The organism is Streptomyces sp. MJM8645, assembly GCF_001625365.1.
Classification (GTDB): domain Bacteria; phylum Actinomycetota; class Actinomycetes; order Streptomycetales; family Streptomycetaceae; genus Kitasatospora.
The window spans coordinates 1,063,630-1,081,859 of record NZ_LJJF01000001.1 but is presented as its reverse complement, the minus strand read 5'-3'; the positions used below and the strand labels follow the sequence as shown (position 1 = coordinate 1,081,859).

Below are 18,230 nucleotides of genomic sequence, written 5' to 3'. Positions count from 1 at the left end.
TCGGCAGGGGCATGCGCCCACGCGCACCTCTCGATGACGAGCTCGGTTCGCTCACTCACGGCTTCACGTCCTCCACGTCTTCCACGTCCACCCGGGTGCCCTGCGGGGCTTCGGCGAGCAGCAGGCGGGCGAGCTCCAGGCGCTTGATCTTGGTGGTGGCGGTCCTCGGCAGCTCCTCCAGCCGCCGGTGGACCGGCTCGGCCATCGGCGGCAGCGACGCCGCGGCGCGCCGCCAGGCCGCCAGGTCCAGTGGTTCGTCGTCCTTGGTGCACACCACCGGCACGGCCCTGCCGTCCGGGCCGGGGATGATGATGACCTCGGCGAGGCCGGGCAACTGGCCGAACAGGGTGTCCTCGGCCGCGAGGGTGCTGCCGAAGCCCTCGATCAGGTCGACCTCGCGGTCCAGCAGGTGCACGCAGCCCCACTTGGTGCGGTAGCCGACGTCGCCCATCCGCCACCAGCCGTCCGCCGACACCTGGGCGTCGTAGCGGTCCTGCTCGCCGAGATAGGTGACGATGCGTCCGTCGCTGCGCACCTCGATGAAGCCCGGGTTCCGCTCGGACGGCGGGTTGCCGTTCCGGCTGACCACCCGGACGTCGGTCATCCCGGGGAACGGCATGCCGACGCAGCGGCCGTCGTCGTCCAGGGTGCGGCGCCGGGTGAAGCCGCGGACGATGGCCGGGCCGATCTCGCTCTGCCCGTACAACTGGCCGAAGAGCGGCGAGCGGCGCCGGGTGGCGCGCAGCAACCGGTGCACGGTCCGCGGGTGGATCGCGTCGAAGGTGCTGCTGAACAGCTTGACGTTGGACAGCGGGCCGCGCGGGTCCTGCGCCAACTCCTCCCACTCCATGAAGGAGTTGGGGTGCGCCTCCAGGATGCCCGGCTTCAGCCGCGCGAACAGGTCGCCGACGTGCTTCGGGTCCGACTCGCGCAGCACGACCAGCGGGAAGCCGCGGTAGAGCGAGATCGCCAGCGCGGTGATCAGCCGGGAGTGGACGAAGGAGACGTGGATGGCGATGGTCTCCCGGCCCGGGATCAGCGGGGCGATGACGGAGGCCTGCGGGCGGTAGCGGGACTGCAGGCTGAACCCGGTGTGCACGGCCAGCTTGGGCGTCCCGGTGGTGCCCGAGGTGTGGGTGATCAGGGTCGGGTGGTCGGCCGGCATGATGACGGGTTTGACCCTCTCCACCCCGGCCAGCGCCCGCAGTTCGACGGCGTCCTGGTACGAGCCGGAGGTCAGCACCACCCGGTCGGCGAGGTCGAAGACCGTCTCGGGCAGCACGTTCTCCAGCTTCTCCTGGTCGGTCACCAGGAACGGCCGGTCGGTGCGGCGGACCAGCTCGGCGACCGTCGCGCCGTCCAGAGCCGGCGACAGCAGGACCGGGACGGCCCCGATCCGCGCCGCCGCGCACGCGAGCAGCGTGATGTCGAAGCCGTCGGCCTTGTACACCACCACCCGCCGGCTCGGCCGCACGCCCGCCGCCCAGAGCCGGGAGGCCAGGTCGTCCACCAGGTCCGACACCTCGGCGACAGTCGCCCTGCGGCCCAACTCCGGTGCCGCGTCGAGGTCGTGGTCGAGGATGAGGACGTTCGCGCCGTGTCTGGCCGCGGCGCGTTCGAAGAGCATCCCGAGCTGAATTCCCCGGTTTCCGATACGTTGAAGAAGCACCTGTACGCCTCCCGGGCCGTGGCTGTGCGCCGTCGGCGCCTGACGTGAATGGAATGGACACCACCCGCGGTGAAAGGGACACCGTCCGAGGTGAATTGGCGTGCCCGGGCGTCCGAATGGCCGCGTGCCCGGGCACGAGCCCGGGAATTCCGGGCGAATCGCGGAAAGGCCGGATACCGCCCGGCGTCACGCCTCTTCGATGACGGCCTTGATGCGCTGCAGGGAGGCGGCCAGATCGCCGGAGATCTTGTCGCCCCACTCCGCGAAGAAGCGCTGCTTCTCGGCCGCGTCCATCTCCGCGGTGATGCCCTTGATGCCCTGGGTGGCCGAGTCCATACGGAAGTGGTGGGTCAGCAGGCTGCCGCCGCCCTCGGCTGCTTCGATGTCGAAGCCCCAGATGCTCTCCTGCTTCTGGCCGTCCGAGTTGTGTATCGCCCACCGGAAGGTCCGGCCCGGCTCCGCGGTGACCACCTCGGACTGGGTCGTCCACCGGCCGCGGACCACCGGCGCCCAGGCGACGATGTCGTCGCCGCGGAGGTTGTCGCCGCGGAACACGGACCCGACGGCGGCCGGCTCGCCGACCGTCCATTCACCGCCCAGGCATTCCGGGCTCCATTCGCCGCTGCGCGGCAGGTCGCTGATCACCGCGTAGACCTCGATCGGTGTCGCGGAAATGCGAATGTCGGCGTCGGCGGAGAATATCGGCTGCTTCTCGTTGATGGTTTCGCCCATGCCGGGGATCGTCCCAGCCAGGCCCCGGAGGGGGTCAAGGGCAGGCCGGCGGGTCCGTCAACTCCGTGATTCCGTGTCAACTCCGGCCCGGGGCCGCGGCGAACGGCCGCGAACCGGCCGGCACCGCGGGCCGTGAACCGGCCGTCCCCTCGAACCGCTACGAACCGGCCCGGATCTCGCGGGCGAAGTGCAGGGCGACGATCGACATCCGGGCCGTGTGATAAAACCGGTGCGCGCCGTGGTTGGTCACCCCCGAGTCGAGCTCGATCCGGGCGCACCCCGTCCGCCGGGCCCGCTCCTCCAGCTCCGCCATCAGCCGCCCGCCGACCCCCGCCGACCGCACCGCGCGGTCGGTCACCAGGTCGTCGACGAACAGCAGCCGGCCGCGACTGGTCGCCAGCACCCGGTGGGTCGCCACCCCGACGCACCGCCCGCGACCGTCGTACGCGGCGGTGAAGACCAGCCCCTGCGCGTGCGCCTCGGCGGCGAAGGCGGCGAACCCCTCGGCGGTCAGGGCCGGCCTCAACTGCCGTATCAGCGGCCCGACATCGGTCGCCATGGCGGCGTTCCCCGGTATGACGTCAACCATCGTCAGTTCCATCCCCCGATCTTCGCAGGGAATGCCGGTCCTCGGTCCGGGCGGGACCGGGAGTCCTGGCCCGTGGTCAGGCCGTGGTCAGGCCGTGGTCAGCCCGCGCAGGTCGGGCAGAGGCCGCGGTAGGTGACGGCGGCGTCGGTGACGGTGAAGCCGAAGCGCTGGTCGGCGGGGAGGGCGGCGAGGGGGTCGTCGGTGGGGTGGACGTCGCGGATGGTGCCGCAGTGGGTGCAGACGAGGTGCTGGTGCGGGTGGTGGGCGTTGGGGTCGTAGCGCTTGGCCCGGCCGTCGGTGGAGACCTCGGTGACCTCGCCGAGGGTGACCAGTTCGCCGAGGGTGTTGTAGACGGTGGCCCGGGAGATCTCGGGCAGGCGTTCGGCGGCTCGGGCGTGGACCTCGTCGGCGGTGAGGTGAACGTGCTCGCCGTCCAGGACCTCCGCCACGACACGCCGCTGGGAGGTGAGGCGCCAGCCGCGTCCGCGCAGTCGCTCCAGCAGGTCACTCATATCGGTTCACCTATTCAGGTCAATGGGAGGTCAGGATTTTACCAAGTGATTTCGACTTCGCTCCGGTTCCCGATCGGATATGCCTTTGGTGTCGTTCTTGACGTGGATCGTGTCCATCGTAGGATCGGCTCCGGCGATAGCCTGGGTAGCAGGAAGTAGCAGTCAAGACACCGTGATCCGCCTTGTAGGGAAGGATTTCCATGTCTGAGAACCACGATCCCATCGTTACCGAACCCGAGCCGCAGGCGGAGGGCACGGGTGGCTGCCCGGTGGCCCACGGGCGCGCGCCGCACCCCACCCAGGGCGGCGGAAACCGCCAGTGGTGGCCGGAGCGGCTCAATCTGAAGATCCTCGCGAAGAATCCGGCCGTGGCGAATCCGCTCGGCGCGGACTTCGACTACGCCGCGGCGTTCGGATCCCTCGACCTTCCGACCGTGAAGCGGGACATCGAGACGGCCCTCACCACCTCGCACGCGTGGTGGCCGGCCGACTACGGGCACTACGGCCCCTTCATCATCCGGATGGCGTGGCACAGCGCGGGCACCTACCGGATCAGCGACGGCCGCGGCGGCGCCGGCGCCGGGCAGCAGCGCTTCGCCCCGCTGAACAGCTGGCCCGACAACGCCAGCCTGGACAAGGCCCGCCGCCTGCTGTGGCCGGTGAAGAAGAAGTACGGCCGCAACCTCTCCTGGGCCGACCTGATGATCCTGGCCGGGAACGTCGCCCTGGAGTCGATGGGCTTCGAGACCTTCGGCTTCGGCGGCGGCCGCGTGGACGAGTGGGAGCCGGACGAGGACGTCTACTGGGGCCCGGAGACCACCTGGCTCGGCGACGAGCGCTACACCGGCGACCGCCAGCTGGAGCGCCCGCTCGCCGCCGTCCAGATGGGCCTGATCTACGTCAACCCCGAGGGCCCCAACGGCACCCCGGACCCGCTCGCCGCCGCCCGCGACATCCGCGAGACCTTCTACCGGATGGCGATGAACGACGAGGAGACCGTCGCGCTGATCGCCGGCGGCCACACCTTCGGCAAGACCCACGGCGCGGGCCCGGCGGACAACGTCGGCCCCGACCCCGAGGACGCCCCGATCGAGCAGCAGGGCCTCGGCTGGAAGAGCACCTTCCGTACGGGCAAGGGCGGGGACGCGATCACCAGCGGCCTGGAGGGCGCCTGGACGGCCACCCCGGTGACCTGGGACAACAGCTTCTTCGAGACGCTGTTCGGCTACGAGTGGGAGCTGGCCAAGAGCCCGGCCGGCGCCTTCCAGTGGAAGCCGAAGGGCGGCGCCGGAGCGGACACCGTCCCGGACGCCCACGACCCCTCCAAGCGGCACGCCCCGACGATGCTGACCACCGACCTGTCGCTGCGCCTGGACCCGGTCTACGAGCCGATCTCCCGGCGCTTCCTGGAGCACCCCGAGGAGCTCGCGGACGCCTTCGCCCGCGCCTGGTTCAAGCTGACCCACCGCGACATGGGCCCGGTCGCCCGCTACGTCGGCGCGGAGGTCCCGGCCGAGCAACTGGTGTGGCAGGACCCGCTGCCCGCGGTCGACTACCAGCAGATCGACGCCGCGGACGTCGCCGCCCTGCGGGAGCGGATCGCCGCCTCCGGGCTGTCGGTGTCCGAGCTGGTGTCCACCGCGTGGGCGGCGGCCTCTTCCTTCCGCGGCAGCGACAAGCGCGGCGGCGCCAACGGCGGCCGGATCCGGCTCCAGCCGCAGATCGGCTGGGAGGTCAACGAGCCGGACCGGCTGGCCTCGGTGCTGCGCACCCTGGAGGGCGTGCAGCAGGAGTTCAACGCCCGGTCCGGCGCCAAGCAGGTCTCGCTGGCGGACGTGGTGGTGCTGGCCGGCGGCGTCGGCGTGGAGAAGGCCGCCCGGGCGGCCGGCCGCGACGTGGTGGTGCCGTTCACTCCCGGCCGGGCGGACGCGACGCAGGAGCTCACCGACGTCGACTCCTTCGCGGCGATGGAGCCGACCTCGGACGGCTTCCGCAACTACGTGGGCAAAGGCAGCCGGCTGGCCGCCGAGTACCTGCTGCTCGACAAGGCGAACCTGCTGACCCTGAGCGCGCCCGAACTGACCGTGCTGGTCGGCGGCCTGCGCGTGCTGGGCGCCAACTACCAGCAGTCCCCGCACGGCGTCCTCACCGGGACCCCCGAGGCCCTGACGAACGACTTCTTCGTCAACCTGCTCGACCTGGGCACGGAGTGGAAGGCCACCTCGGAGGACGGGCACACCTTCGAGGGCCGGGACGCGGCCACCGGCGCGCTCAAGTGGACCGGCACCCGGGCCGACCTGGTCTTCGGCTCCAACTCCGAATTGCGCGCCGTCGCCGAGGTCTACGCGAGCGACGACGCGAAGGAGAAGTTCGTGGCGGACTTCGTCGCGGCCTGGGTCAAGGTGATGAACCTGGACCGGTTCGACGTCGCCTGACCCCGCGTCCGCCTGGTCCCGCGATCGTCCGATCCCGGGTTCCCGGGCGGCCGACGGGGGTTGGCGTCAGCCCGCCATCGGCCCGGAGGTGCACGCCTCCGGGCCGATGGCGGACCGCTACCGGGGTTCCGCCGCCGTGCCGACGCTGACCAGCCCGGTCTCGTAGGCGGCGACCACCGCCTGGGCCCGGTCCCGCAGGTTCAGCTTGCCGAGGATCCGGGCCACGTGCGTCTTGACGGTCGCCTCGGAGAGCTGGAGCCGGGCGGCGAGTTCGGCGTTGCTGAGGCCGCGGGCGAGCAGGCCCATCACCTCCCGCTCGCGCGGGGTGAGCGCGGCCAGTTCGCGGTGCGGGGCGGCGGCGGGGGCGTCCGGGCGGGCGAAGCGTTCGACCAGGCGGCGGGTGATCGCCGGGGCCAGCAGCGCGTCGCCGGTGCGGACCAGCCGGACGGCGGCGGCCAGGTGCTCCGGGGTGACGTCCTTGAGCAGGAAGCCGCTCGCCCCGGCCGCCATCGCGGCGTAGACGTACTGGTCGAGGTCGAAGGTGGTCAGCATGATCACCCGCGGCGGGTGGTCCGCCGGGCCGGCGTCGGCGAGGATCCGGCGGGTGGCCTCCAGCCCGTCCAGGCCGGGCATCCGGATGTCCATCAGGACGACGTCCGGGCGGGTGCGGCGGACGGCGGCGACGGCCTGCTCGCCGCCCTCGGCCTCGGCGACCACCTCGATCCCCTCCGATTCGAGGATCAGCCGGAACCCGGTGCGGACCAGGGCCTGGTCGTCGGCCACCACCACGCGCAGCGCCTGCTCGCTCATGAACTCTCCAGGGGGATCAGGGCCTTGACGCGGTAGCCGCCGCGCGGTCGGGGGCCGGTGTGCAGGGTGCCGCCGTAGACGGCGAGGCGTTCGCGCAGGCCGATCAGGCCGCGTCCGTTGCCGGTGGCGGCGGCGCCGGTGGTCCGGCCGCCGGTGTCGGTGACCTCCACCCGCAGGTGGCCGGGGGCGTACTCGACGGTCACCGCGGCATCCGCGCCGCCCGCGTGCTTGACGGTGTTGGTGAGCGCCTCCTGGACCACGCGGTAGGCGGCGAGTTCGACCCCGGGCGGGACGGCCCGGCGCTCCCCGGTGACGGTCAGCTCGACCGGCAGCCCGGCCCGCCGGACGCCGTCGACCAGCGCGTCCAGTCGGCCCAGGCCCGGCTGCGGGCTGAGGTCGGCGGTCGCGGCCGGGTCGTCGCCGGTCTCCGAGTCGATCGTCAACAGGCCCATGACCTGGCGCAGTTCGGTCATCGCGGCGCGACCGCCGGCCTCCACCGCGGCCATCGCCTCGCGGGCCTTGTCCGGGGCGGTGTCCAGGATCTTGCGGGCTGCCCCGGCCTGGATCGTCATCATGCTCACGTTGTGCGTCACCACGTCGTGCAACTCCCGGGCGATCCGCGCCCGTTCGAGCTCCACGGCGTGCTCCGCCGCGTGCTCCAGCGCGGCCAGCCGCCCGCTCTCCAGGGCGGACAGCCGTTCGCGCTCCTCGTCCACCCGGCGGCGCCACATCCGCAGTTCGTAGGCGACCGCGAACACCGGCACCAGGACCAGCAGCGCGATCACCGCGTTGGGGAAGTGCGGCAGCTTGGCGTCGTCGAAGAGCACCACCAGCGTCGCGGCGGCCGCCGGCAGGCTCGGCAGCAGCGCCGCCGGGCGGCGCCCGTACGCGGCGGCGCTGTAGGCGGCGACGATGACGGCCACGCCGGCCGCGTACGCGATGTCCTCCGACTGGTGACGCACCAGCAGCGCGGCCGGCAGCACCGCCCACAGCACCGCCAGCGGGAGGCGGCGGCGCAGCACGAGCGGCAGCGGCACGAGCGGCACCAGCAGCATCGGCCCGTACCAGTCGGTGCCGTGACTCTCGCTCGCGGTGGTGGCGTAGCGGGCGCAGGAGAAGGCGAGGAACAGGGCCAGGGCCAGGTCGAAGGCCTGGCCGCGCCGGGTCGGCCGGGGCGGTGGCGCGGCGCCCGGGGGTTCGGCCAGGCGGGCCGCCGCGCGCAGCCGCGCCGCTGTCGGGAGGTTGATCACCGGGACATTGTGGGGGCCGGGAGCCGTCGGGGACAGCCCCTCGGGCGGCGGCGGCCGCTACACCCGGCGACTACCTCGCAAGGATGACGCCGCGCCGGGTCGCCCGGACGGGGTAGCGAAGTTGCCCCGGGCGACGGACGCGGGTGCGCGCCGCCCGTCCGTACCTTCGTGTCGTCCACCAAGCGGGAACGTACGAGGAGCGGGGAATGAGCAGCGATCCGGTGATCGAACTGAGCGGTGTGAGCCGCCACTACGAGGGCGCGCGGGCGGCGCTGGACGAGGTCACGCTGAGCGTGCGGGCGGGGGAGTCGGTGGCGGTGCTCGGCCCGTCCGGCAGCGGGAAGTCCACCCTGCTCAACCTGGTGGCCGGGCTGGACCGGCCGAGCGCCGGGACGGTCACCGTGGCCGGGGTCCGGGTCGACCGGCTGGGCGAGGCGGGCTCGGCCCGCTACCGGCGCGGCACGATCGGCATGGTGTTCCAGTTCTTCAACCTGCTGGACGACCTCACCGTGGCCGACAACGTGGTGCTCGCCGGCGAACTCGCGGGCGTCCCGCGCGCCGAGGCCCGGCGCCGGGCCGCAGAGCTGCTGGAGTCGCTCGGCATCGACCGGCACGCCCGCGCCCACCCGGCCCGGCTCTCTGGTGGTGAGCGCCAACGTGTCGCGGTGGCACGGGCGTTGATGAACAGGCCGACGCTGCTGCTGGCCGACGAGCCGACCGGCGCGCTGGACTCGGCCTCCGGCGAGGACGTCAAGGAGCTGTTCCGGGAGCTGCACGAGGACGGCCAGACCATCCTGATCGTCACCCACGACCTGACCCTCGCCGAGGACTGCGCCACCCGCACGGTCCGGATGCGGGACGGCCGGATCGTCTCGGACTCGGCGGTGGCGGCATGACCGCGCTGGGCAGGGTGGTGCGCGCGGGTGTCCGCCGGCGCCGCACGCAGTCCGTCGCGATCGGGCTGGCCGCCCTGGTGGCCACCACCTGCTCCGTCCTCGGCGGCTCGCTGCTGGTCGCCTCGCAGCAGCCCTTCGACCAGGCCTTCGGCGGCCAGCACGGCGCCCACCTCACCGCGCGCTTCGACGGCGCCCGGGCCACCGCCGCCCAACTCGCCGACACCGCGCACGCCCCCGGGGTGACGGCCGCCGCCGGGCCGTTCCGCACCGTCACCGTCGATCCCGAACCGGGCCCAGGCGCGACCGGCGCGGGCGGTGCGACCGGCGCGGACGGGGCGGGGATGGAGCCGATGACCGTCGCGGGCCGCGCCGACGCCGCCGGCGGTGTGGACAACATCGAGCTACTGCACGGAAGTTGGCCCAAGAAACCGGGGGAGGTGGTGCTCGACGCGAGCTACGGCAGCCCCGTCCGGGAGGTCGGCGGCACACTGCGCCTGCCCGGCCTGCCGGGCGCGCCGACCCTCACCGTCGTCGGCTTCGGCCGGTCCGTCAGCCGCACCGCCGACGCCTGGGTGACGCCGGACGGCCTCGCCGCGCTCACCGCGCCCGGCAGCACCCCCGGCTACGAGATGCTCTACCGCTTCACACAGGCGGCCACCGCCGAGGCGCTCGCCGCCGACCGGGCCGCCGTCGCCGCCGCCGCACCCGCCGGTGCGCTGACCGGCGCCCAGTCCTGGCTCACCGCCAAGCAGGGATCCGACCGCAACACCGCGATGTTCCTGCCGTTCATGGTCGCCTTCGGCCTGCTCGGCATGGCGATGTCGGTCCTGGTGGCGGGGAACGTGGTGGCCGGAGCCGTCGGCACCGCCACCCGGCGGATCGGCGTGCTCAAGGCGCTCGGCTGCACGCCCGCCCAGGTGGTCCGCGCGTACGTCGCCCAGGCACTGATCCCGGCCACCGTCGGCACGCTGCTCGGGGTGGTCGCGGGCAACCTGCTGACCCTCCCGGTGCTCGCCACCACCGGGCGGATCTACGGCACCAGCACCTCCGGCATCGCCCCCTGGGTGGACGTCGCGGTGGCCGGCGGCACCCTGGCGGCCGTCGCCCTGGTCGCCTGGGCCGCCGCCGCCCGCGCCGGACGGCTGCGCACGGTGGACGCGCTCGCCGTCGGCCGTACGGCGGGCGGCACCCGGCGGGACCGGGCGGCGGCCCGCGCCGCCGAGCTGGCCGCCCGGCTGCCGCTGCCCCGGCCGCTGAGCCTCGGCCTCGCCCAGCCCTTCGCCCGCCCGGCCCGGGCCGCCGGGATGCTCGCGGCCGTGCTGTTCGGCACGGCGGCCGCGGTCTTCGCGGTGGGCATGGGCGGGACGATGACCTGGGTGCAGGCGGCGAAGGACCACGACACCGCGGACGTCGTCGTGCACCCGCAGCGGCCCGTCGGCCCGCCCGGGGCGACGCCTCCCGCCAGGCCGGTCGCCGCCGACCCGGCCACCGTCACCGCCGCCCTGGACGCCCAGCCGGGCACGGCCGGCTACTTCGGCGACGGCACCGAGGACGTGACGGTCCCCGGCGTCGCGGGGAGCACCAGGGTGACCGCGTTCGACGGCGACGCGACCGGGGCCGGCTACCGGATGGTCTCCGGGCGCTGGTTCCGGGCCCCGGGCGAGGCCGTCGCCCCGGCCACCTTCCTCACCGAGGCCTCGGTGGCGCTCGGCGACCAGGTCACCTTCACCTCCCACGGCAGGGCGGTCACCGTCCGGATCGTCGGTGAGGTCTTCGACCCGCACATGCAGACCAACGAACTGTTCACCGACGCCGCCGGCTACCCGCCCGGTGCCGCCCCGCACCCGGACTCCTGGTCCGTCGCGCTGAAGCCCGGCACCGACCGCGCCGCCTACGCCACCGCCCTCGGCGCCGCCCTCGCCCCGGTGCGGATGACGGCCGAGGCCGGCGGGTCGCACGGCTCCAGCGGCTCCATCGCCGCCCTGAACTCCCTCACCGCCACGCTCACCGCGCTGCTCGTCGTGGTCGCCGGGCTCGGGGTGTTCAACACCGTCGTCCTGGAGATCCGGGAGCGGAAGCGGGACACGGGCGTCGCCAAGGCGCTCGGCATGACCCCGGCGCAGACCGTGGGCGGGGCGCTCGCCCCGGTCGTCCTGGTCGGTGCGCTCGGCGGGGCGATCGGCCTCCCGGTCGGGCTGCTGCTGCACCGGCTGACGGTGCCCGCCATGGGGCACAGCGCCGGGCTCCGCTTCCCTGCCTCGGCCCTCGACGTGTTCGGCACGCCGGTGCTGGCGCTGCTCGGGCTCGGCGGCGTGCTGATCGCGGTGCTCGGGGCGCTGCTGCCCGCCGTCCGGGCGGCCCGGGCGCGGACGGTCGAGGCGCTGCGGGCCGAGTGAGGGGCCGGGCAGCGGTTCAGGCGCCCTTGTCGGGCCGGTGACCCTCCGCCTTGGGCTCCTCCGCCGTGTGCCGCTCGGCCGGATCCTGCTCCGCCGTGTCCTGCTCCGCCGCGTTCTGCTCCGCCGTGTCCTGCTCCGCCTTGTGCTCGGCGGCCCGGACCTGCTCGGCGAAGGCCTGCGCGTCGATCCGCTCGACCGTGGCCCCGTGCCGGGAGGCCAGGTCGTCGGCCCGGTCGGGAGAGGACTCCCGGAGCTCCAGGACGAGCAGCGCGCCGCCGTCCGGGACGCGGGGCGAGAGCATGATCAGCCCGGCGCCGCCCTCCGTCGCCCGGCCCTCCTCGGCGGCGTTGCCGAGCGCCGCACCCGCCGCGAAGCCGAGCAGGACGCCGATCGGCCCGCCGACCAGGCCCACCAGGCCGCCGAGGACGCCGGAGCTGACGGTGGTCACGCCCGCGCCCCGGGTGAAGGTGTCCTGGATCTCCAACAGGCCGTCGGCGCTGCGCTCCAGGGCCGCCAGCTGCCGCAGGCCCGGCAGGTGCTGCGCCTCGTCGAAGGCCGCCCGCCACGCGGTGGCGTCCGGGAAGGTCAGCAGGACGACGTTGTGCTGCTCGCTCATCGCGCTCCGATCGGGCCGGGGGCGGGGGTCGCCGGATTCCATCGTGACCTTCAGTGCCCGGCCCGGCCACAGGAGCGACGGGCGGCGCGGACTGCCCGGCGCCCGGCCGTTCAAACGTGGGGCCCGGTTCAGGCCCCCGGCACGGTCTGGATTCCGGACAGGTGTAGGGCGATGCGAGGTCCGACGGGCGAGCCGGGGCACGGGCGCGGCCTGCGGGAGCGGGATGGGCGGGGGAGGCCTCGTCCCTATTCCGACCCTGGCCGAATTTGTGCCTGGTGCGCGGCACACCTCTGGTGCGGCGGGTGGGGCGGTGCCAGGATCCCGACCCGGCACGACCGTGCCAGACCCGAATGTCTGAAGGAGGCACCATGCAGCCCACGGCAGAGCAGGTCCGCGCGCTCAAGGACGAGGACTTCCGGCTCACCCTCGGCCAGGGCCACCAGGTCCACCCGGCCGGCGACCTGTCGGACGAGGTCTACGTGACCGCCGCGGTGCAGGCCAGCACCTGTGGTGGCTGGAGCAGCTGCGCCCACGTCTGCAGCTTCTGAGTCCGCCGTCCGCGACGCGGACCCCGGTCGCACCGCCGGAGCCCGTGTCGCGGACGCACGACCCGGCCGGGGCGCGTACGTCCGGTGCCGCAACCGTCGGGCACCAAGCACCGCAACCGTCGGGCACCAAGCACCGCAACCGTCGCGCACGAACCGAGCATGGAGAGACCGCCCGTGGTTGACGCGTCCGAAATCCGGCGGGCCGCCGCCCGAGCCGTCCCGCTCGCCGCCCGCGGTCCGCTGCCCGACCCGGACGCCCAGCGCGCCGAACAGGCTGAACGGGCCGACCGTGCCGGACGGATCCTCGACCGCTGGCGCGCCCAGCCGCCCTTCGACCGGGACGACTGGTTCGAGCGCCGCCTCGCCGCCGACCGCCTCGACCCGGACGGGCTGCGCGCCCTGCTCGCCGAACACCCGGCCGACCTCGCGGACCGCCTCGGCACCCCCGCCTGGGCCGAACGCCTCGCCGCCGCCTTCGAGGCCGGGCACACCCTCGACCTCCCCGAGGAGCACGCCTTCGCCCGGCTCGTCGCCCCACTGCTCGCCGACGCCCGCGACCGCCTGCGCACCGGCCTCGCCGAACTCGGCCCCGCCACCGCGGACGCCGCCACCCCCGGCCCCGCCACCCTCGGTACCCCCGACCAGCTCACCGCCCTCGTCCTGCCCGCACTCACCGCGACCGCGCACACCACAGCCGTCCGCACCGTCATCACCGAACTCCACATCGCCCGTCTCTCCGGCGAGTTGACCGGAGACACCCCCGAGCAGCGGTACCGGAACTTCCTCGACCGGCTCACCGAACCCGGCCGCGCCGTCCGACTCCTCGCCGAACACCCGGTGCTGGCGCACCGGCTGGCCACCGCCGCCGAACAGTGGACCGCCACCTGCCTCACCCTGTACCGCCGCCTCGCCGCCGACCTCCCCGCCCTCGCCCGCACCTTCGCCGACGGCCGACCGCTCGGCCGCCTCACCGAACTCGCCACCGGCCTCGGCGACCCGCACCGGGGCGGCGCCACCGTCAGCGCCCTGCGCTTCGAGCACGGCACCCGGATCGTCTACAAGCCGCGCCCGCTCGGCGCCGAGACGCACTTCCAGCACCTCCTGCGCTGGCTCAACCCCCGACTCCGGCTGCCGCTGCACGACCTCGCCCACCTGGCCCGCGACGGCTACGGCTGGGTCGCCCACGTCACCGCCGAACCAGCCCGCGACGAAGCCGAGTTGAGCGACTTCTACCACCGCGCCGGCACCCTCGCCGCGCTGCTCCACACCCTCGACGCGGTCGACTGCCACGCCCAGAACCTGATCGCCGTCCGCGACCAGCCGGTCCTGATCGACCTGGAAGCGCTGTTCCACCCCGACCTGCCCGAACCCGCCAAGGACCTCTCCGAGTCCGAACGGCTCGCCCGCCACGAGGCCCGACACTCGGTGCTGCGCTCCGGCCTGCTGCCCGAGCGCATGTGGGACGAGGGCAACGGCGGCACCGACCTCTCCGCCCTCGGCTGGGATCCGGCCAGCCTCCCGCCGCGCCCCGCCCCCGTCCTGGTCGACCAGGGCACCGACCGGCTCCGCCTGGAGTACCGCCGGATGCCCGTCGAGGCGCCCGGCAGCCGGCCCGTCCCGCCCGGTCGGCCGCTGCGCCTGGCCGACCACGTCGGCGAACTCGAAGCCGGCTTCACCGAGGCCTACCGGCTGCTCGCCACCCACAAGGGCGAACTCCGGGATCTCATCCGGGCGTTCGCCGCCGACGAGACCCGGATGCTCCGCCGCGACACCTTCGAGTACCGCAGCCTGCTCGCCACCGCCTGCCACCCCGACCTGCTCCGCGACGGCCTCGACCAGGACCGCCACTTCGACCGGCTCTGGGCGCTCCCCGCCTGGGAGGAGCACGCGCTCGCCTACGTCGACCACGAGCGCGCCGACCTCTGGCGCGGGGACGTCCCGGTCTTCACCATCCGCCCCGACGGCGTCGACGCCCGCTCCTCCACCGGCGCCCTGATCCCCGGCGTCACCGACCGGCCCGCACTCGACCTCGCCCTCGCCAAGGCGGACGCCCTCGGCGAACCGGACCTGGCCCGCCAACTCCAGCTGCTGCGCCTGTCGGTGACCACCGCGGACGGCGCCCGCGAGCCGCGCCGCCGCCCGGTCGCGTCCCCTCCCGCGCAACCCGGGAAGCCCACCGAAGGCCTGGACCTGGCCTCCCGCGCCCTCGCCAAGGCCGTCGACGCCGGCGAACAGCTCCTCCGCGAGGCCTACCGGGGGAGCGCGGACCTCGCCTGGGCCGGCCCCAACTGGGCCCCGCCCGGCCGCTGGGCACCCGCCGAACTCGGCCCCGACCTCTACAGCGGGACGGCCGGCGTCGTCCTCTTCCTCCACCAGCTCGCCACCGTCACCGGCGATCGTGAACACCGAAACACCGCCCGGGCCGCCGAGCTGACGCTACGTCACCAAATTCGGCGACGCGCCGACCGCCTAGGCGGCGGCCTCTCCGGCGTCGGCGGCGTCCTCTACGCCCTCGCCCACCTCGCCGCCCACCACCCCGACGCCGAACTCCACGCCCTGGCCGCCCAGATGGTGCGCCGCAGCGCCGCCCTCGCCGCCGACGACGCCCAGCACGACCTCCTCGCCGGCAACGCGGGCACCATCGGCGGACTGCTCGCCTGGGCGGCCGTCCGCCCCGGCCCCGCCGTCACCGACGCCCTCGCCGCCTGCGCCGAACGCCTCGTCCGGGCCGCCGCGCCGCACCCCGAAGGCGGCGCCGGCTGGCTGCCCGCCTCCCTCGCCGGCGCCGTCAAGCGCCCGCTGGCCGGCTTCGCGCACGGCGGCTCCGGCATCGCCTGGGCGCTCGCCCGCGCCGGCCGGCACCTCGGTGACCCCCGGCTGCCCCAACTCGCCCTCGCCGCCGTCGCGTACGAACGCACCCTGTTCGACCCGGCCGCCGCCAACTGGCGCGACGTCCGCGAGGACGACGGCCCCGACGCGCCCCACTACCCGTCCCTCTGGTGCCACGGCGCCTCGGGCATCGCGCTCGCCCGCACCGAACTCGCCGAACTCCTCCCCGAAGCCCGCGAGTTGCTCCTCACCGAACGCGACACCGCCCTGACCACCGTCCTCCGCGAGGGCTTCGGCCACAACTTCTCGCTCTGCCACGGCGACTTCGGCAACCTCGAACCCCTCCTCCTCGCCGGCGACCGCTGGCGCACCGCCGCCCTGCGGCAGGCCCACGCCACCCTCGACGACCTCGACACCCGCGGCTGGATCTGCGGCCTCCCGCACGGCGTCCACAGCCCCTCCCTGATGGTCGGCCTCGCCGGCACCGGCCACGGCCTGCTCCGCCTCGCCGCCCCCACCACCCCCTCCCTCCTCGCGCTCCACCCGCCGACCCGCTGAGACGGTCGGCGAGGTCGGGCCGCGCGGGCTCGGCCGGGACGTTCGTGTGATCGTCGGACCGCATGCCTGGAGGGTGCCGCGACCGGCCCCCGAATCGAACATCGCGGACCCTCCCGGTGATCGATTGCCACCAACTCGCCGCCGCCGACACGGAATCGCCCGGATCGAGTGAGACCGGCCGGGACACGCCGGACGGCCCGGCGGACCGCTGCCAGGATCGGGGTCCGCACCGCAGCCAGCCCCTCGCAGAGTGCCCTCCGGCACCGCTGCCGACCCCACACGCCCACACAGCGGTGAGGGCTGCCCGCGCGCGGATCCGCTGCGGCCACCGGCCGCCGTACCAGGGAGCAGAGAGCACTGTGTCCGAACAGATCGTGAAGCCCGAGAAGCCCCACACCCCGCCCGACCGCACCCCGCCTGACCAGGACCAGGATCAGGGCCAGCATGACCAGGATCAGGATCGGCACGACGAGGAGCTGCGCCTGCGCTTCCCCGGCGACCGCCGCGCCGAGGCCGGCGCGTCGATGTCGGCGAACGCGATGCTGCGCCGCCTCCCGCACCTGGTGCGCCGCGCGCTGGCGCTGGCGTGGGCGGCGGACCGGACGTCCACCGTGCTGCTGCTGGTGTGCCAGGTGCTGGCGGGCGTGTTTGGGGCGTTGGCGCTGTACGCGACGACCGGCACCCTGGGCGCGCTGCTGGTGGCGGGCCCGGTGGGGGAGCACCTGCGGACCGCCGCGCCGTCGCTGCTCCTGTTGACCGTCTCGGCCGCGCTGCGCGCGGTGCTGGGGATCGCGGTGGTGGGGCTGTCCGGCCGGGTGTCGCCGAGGGTCACCCGGGAGGCGGAGCTGGCGCTGATCGCCGCCGGGTGCGCGGCCGAGCTGCGGGCGTACGACGAGCCCGCGTACAACGAGCAGTGGGAGGCGGCCGACCGGGGTGCCTCGACCACGCCGGACCTGCTCTCCAACGCCCAGGACGTGATCGCCTCGACGGTCTCGCTGGCGGCTGCGGCGGGCGTCCTGGCGACGCTCCACCCGTGGCTGGTGCCGCTGCTGCTGCTGGGTTCGGTGCCGACCGGGGTGGCGGCCGTCCGGACGGCCCGGATCCACTACCTGGCGGCGGTGGCCACCAACGAGGACCGTGGCGCGCTGCGCGTCTACCGCTGGTTCCTGATCGACAAGACCCGCGCGGACCAGGTCCGTTCGGACCAGGTCACGCCGTTCCTGATGGCCAAGTACCGCCGCGCCGAGGAGAAGATCGTCGAGGCGACGGACCGGGCGACCAGGGAGGCGGCGAAGGTCTCCCTGCTGGCCTCGCTGGGCACGGGGGCGGGCAGCGCGCTGGTCTGGGGCACGCTGCTGTACCTGGTGGCGAGCGGCCGGATCGACCTGGCGGCGGCGGGTACGGCGACGTTCGCGCTGCGGACGGCCTCGTCCGGGTTGCAGGGCCTGGTCGGCAACGGCGCCCGGCTGTACCGGATGGGCCTGTACCTGGACGACTACTTCACCTTCCTGGACGAGGCCGGCGGCCACCGGATCCGGCGCGGCGGGATCGTGCCGGACGCGCCGCAACTGGTGGAGGTCGCGGACCTCGGGCACGCCTACCCCGGCGAGCAGCAGGAGCCGGCGCTGTGCGGGGTCAGCATGACGCTGCGGGCCGGGGAGGTGGTGGCGGTGATCGGGCAGAACGGCAGCGGCAAGTCGACGCTGCTGAAGCTGCTGTCCGGCCTCTACCTGCCGCAGTCCGGCCGGATCTGCTGGGACGGCGTGCCGGTGCAGGAACTGGACGCGGACGGCATGTGGTCGCGGGTGGCCCGGGTGCCGCAGGAGTTCGCGCGCTGGCCGCTGGGGGCGGCCGAGAACGTCCACCTGGGGCACCTCACCGAGCAGGTGATGGCGGACGTGGAGCGGGCGGCCGCGCGGACGGGCTTCGACGAGATCGTGGCCCGGCTGCGGTCGGGCTGGCGCACGCTGCTGGCCCAGGGCTGGTGGGGCGGCGCCGAGTTGTCGGGCGGCGGCTGGCAGCGGGCGGCGGTGGCCCGGGCGCTGTACCGGACGGTGCGCAGCCCGGGGCTGCTGATCCTGGACGAGCCGACCTCGGACCTGGACCCGCGCGCCGAGCACCGCATCCTGCACGCGCTGCGCGCCCTCGCCCCGGGGCGGATCACGCTGCTGGTGACGCACAACATCGCCAACGCGGCGGTGGCGGACCGGGTGATCGTGATGGACCGGGGCCGGATCGTGCAGACCGGCACCTGGGCGGAGCTGGCGGCGCGCCCGGACGGGCTGTTCCGTGAGCTGCTGGACCTCCAGCGGGACCGGACGGTCCCGGCGCAGCGGGTCTAGGCCCCCGGCCGTCGAAGGCCGGTGCTGACCGTCCTCCGTACCGTCGTC

The 18,230-nt window shown here is 74.4% G+C and carries 13 protein-coding genes; 6 read left to right on the top strand and 7 right to left on the bottom strand.

Going from position 1 to position 18,230, the window contains the following annotated elements; translation table 11 throughout:
- Nucleotides 1-55: 55 nt before the first annotated feature.
- The 4 genes from A6F73_RS04300 to A6F73_RS04285 all read right to left on the bottom strand — a co-directional run bounded on the left by A6F73_RS04300 (nucleotide 56) and on the right by A6F73_RS04285 (nucleotide 3,502).
- Nucleotides 56-1,627: a class I adenylate-forming enzyme family protein gene (locus A6F73_RS04300; protein ID WP_167745846.1), complete on the bottom strand. Its 1,572-nt coding sequence runs from the start codon at nucleotides 1,625-1,627 to the stop codon at nucleotides 56-58.
- Nucleotides 1,628-1,855: 228 nt separating this feature from the next.
- Nucleotides 1,856-2,401, bottom strand: coding sequence for an SRPBCC family protein (locus tag A6F73_RS04295; protein WP_063346534.1), 546 nt, complete (start codon nucleotides 2,399-2,401; stop codon nucleotides 1,856-1,858).
- Between the two features lie 157 nt (nucleotides 2,402-2,558).
- Nucleotides 2,559-2,960, bottom strand: coding sequence for a GNAT family N-acetyltransferase (locus tag A6F73_RS04290; protein ID WP_244293282.1), 402 nt, complete (start codon nucleotides 2,958-2,960; stop codon nucleotides 2,559-2,561).
- A 128-nt stretch (nucleotides 2,961-3,088) separates the two neighbouring features.
- Nucleotides 3,089-3,502, bottom strand: a complete 414-nt coding sequence (locus A6F73_RS04285) for a Fur family transcriptional regulator (RefSeq protein WP_063346533.1) — start codon at nucleotides 3,500-3,502, stop codon at nucleotides 3,089-3,091.
- A 200-nt stretch (nucleotides 3,503-3,702) separates the two neighbouring features.
- Here A6F73_RS04285 and katG point away from each other — a divergent pair, with 200 nt between their 5' ends.
- A complete protein-coding gene (katG, locus tag A6F73_RS04280; RefSeq protein ID WP_063346532.1) occupies nucleotides 3,703-5,937 on the top strand; it encodes a catalase/peroxidase HPI in 2,235 nt (744 codons plus the stop codon).
- 117 nt (nucleotides 5,938-6,054) lie between these two features.
- Here katG and A6F73_RS04275 read toward each other — a convergent pair whose 3' ends face one another.
- Together A6F73_RS04275 and A6F73_RS04270 are read right to left on the bottom strand one after the other, a co-directional pair.
- Complete coding sequence (locus A6F73_RS04275; RefSeq protein ID WP_063346531.1) at nucleotides 6,055-6,747, bottom strand: response regulator transcription factor; 693 nt, start codon at nucleotides 6,745-6,747, stop codon at nucleotides 6,055-6,057.
- The gene (locus A6F73_RS04270) at nucleotides 6,744-7,997 is read right to left on the bottom strand and encodes a histidine kinase (RefSeq protein WP_244293281.1); all 1,254 of its coding nucleotides are present in this window, start codon (nucleotides 7,995-7,997) and stop codon (nucleotides 6,744-6,746) included. The genes A6F73_RS04275 and A6F73_RS04270 overlap by 4 nt, the downstream gene beginning before the upstream one ends.
- Nucleotides 7,998-8,203: 206 nt before the next feature.
- Between A6F73_RS04270 and A6F73_RS04265 the strand changes: the two genes are divergently transcribed.
- Entirely contained in the window at nucleotides 8,204-8,893 is a 690-nt protein-coding gene (locus A6F73_RS04265; RefSeq protein WP_063346530.1) for an ABC transporter ATP-binding protein, read from the top strand.
- Nucleotides 8,890-11,289, top strand: a complete 2,400-nt coding sequence (locus A6F73_RS04260) for an ABC transporter permease (protein ID WP_063346529.1) — start codon at nucleotides 8,890-8,892, stop codon at nucleotides 11,287-11,289. The genes A6F73_RS04265 and A6F73_RS04260 overlap by 4 nt, the downstream gene beginning before the upstream one ends.
- A 16-nt stretch (nucleotides 11,290-11,305) precedes the next feature.
- Here A6F73_RS04260 and A6F73_RS04255 read toward each other — a convergent pair whose 3' ends face one another.
- Nucleotides 11,306-11,905 carry a hypothetical protein gene (locus A6F73_RS04255; protein WP_063346528.1) on the bottom strand — a complete coding sequence of 200 codons (600 nt, stop codon included), beginning with the start codon at nucleotides 11,903-11,905 and terminating at the stop codon, nucleotides 11,306-11,308.
- 368 nt (nucleotides 11,906-12,273) lie between these two features.
- Here A6F73_RS04255 and A6F73_RS04250 point away from each other — a divergent pair, with 368 nt between their 5' ends.
- From A6F73_RS04250 to A6F73_RS04240, 3 genes are all read left to right on the top strand, one after another.
- The gene (locus A6F73_RS04250) at nucleotides 12,274-12,453 is read left to right on the top strand and encodes a hypothetical protein (RefSeq protein WP_063346527.1); all 180 of its coding nucleotides are present in this window, start codon (nucleotides 12,274-12,276) and stop codon (nucleotides 12,451-12,453) included.
- Between the two features lie 174 nt (nucleotides 12,454-12,627).
- Nucleotides 12,628-15,840 carry a type 2 lanthipeptide synthetase LanM family protein gene (locus A6F73_RS04245; protein WP_063346526.1) on the top strand — a complete coding sequence of 1,071 codons (3,213 nt, stop codon included), beginning with the start codon at nucleotides 12,628-12,630 and terminating at the stop codon, nucleotides 15,838-15,840.
- 359 nt (nucleotides 15,841-16,199) lie between these two features.
- The gene (locus tag A6F73_RS04240) at nucleotides 16,200-18,182 is read left to right on the top strand and encodes an ABC transporter ATP-binding protein (protein ID WP_244293280.1); all 1,983 of its coding nucleotides are present in this window, start codon (nucleotides 16,200-16,202) and stop codon (nucleotides 18,180-18,182) included.
- The last annotated feature ends 48 nt before the right edge of the window (nucleotides 18,183-18,230 follow it).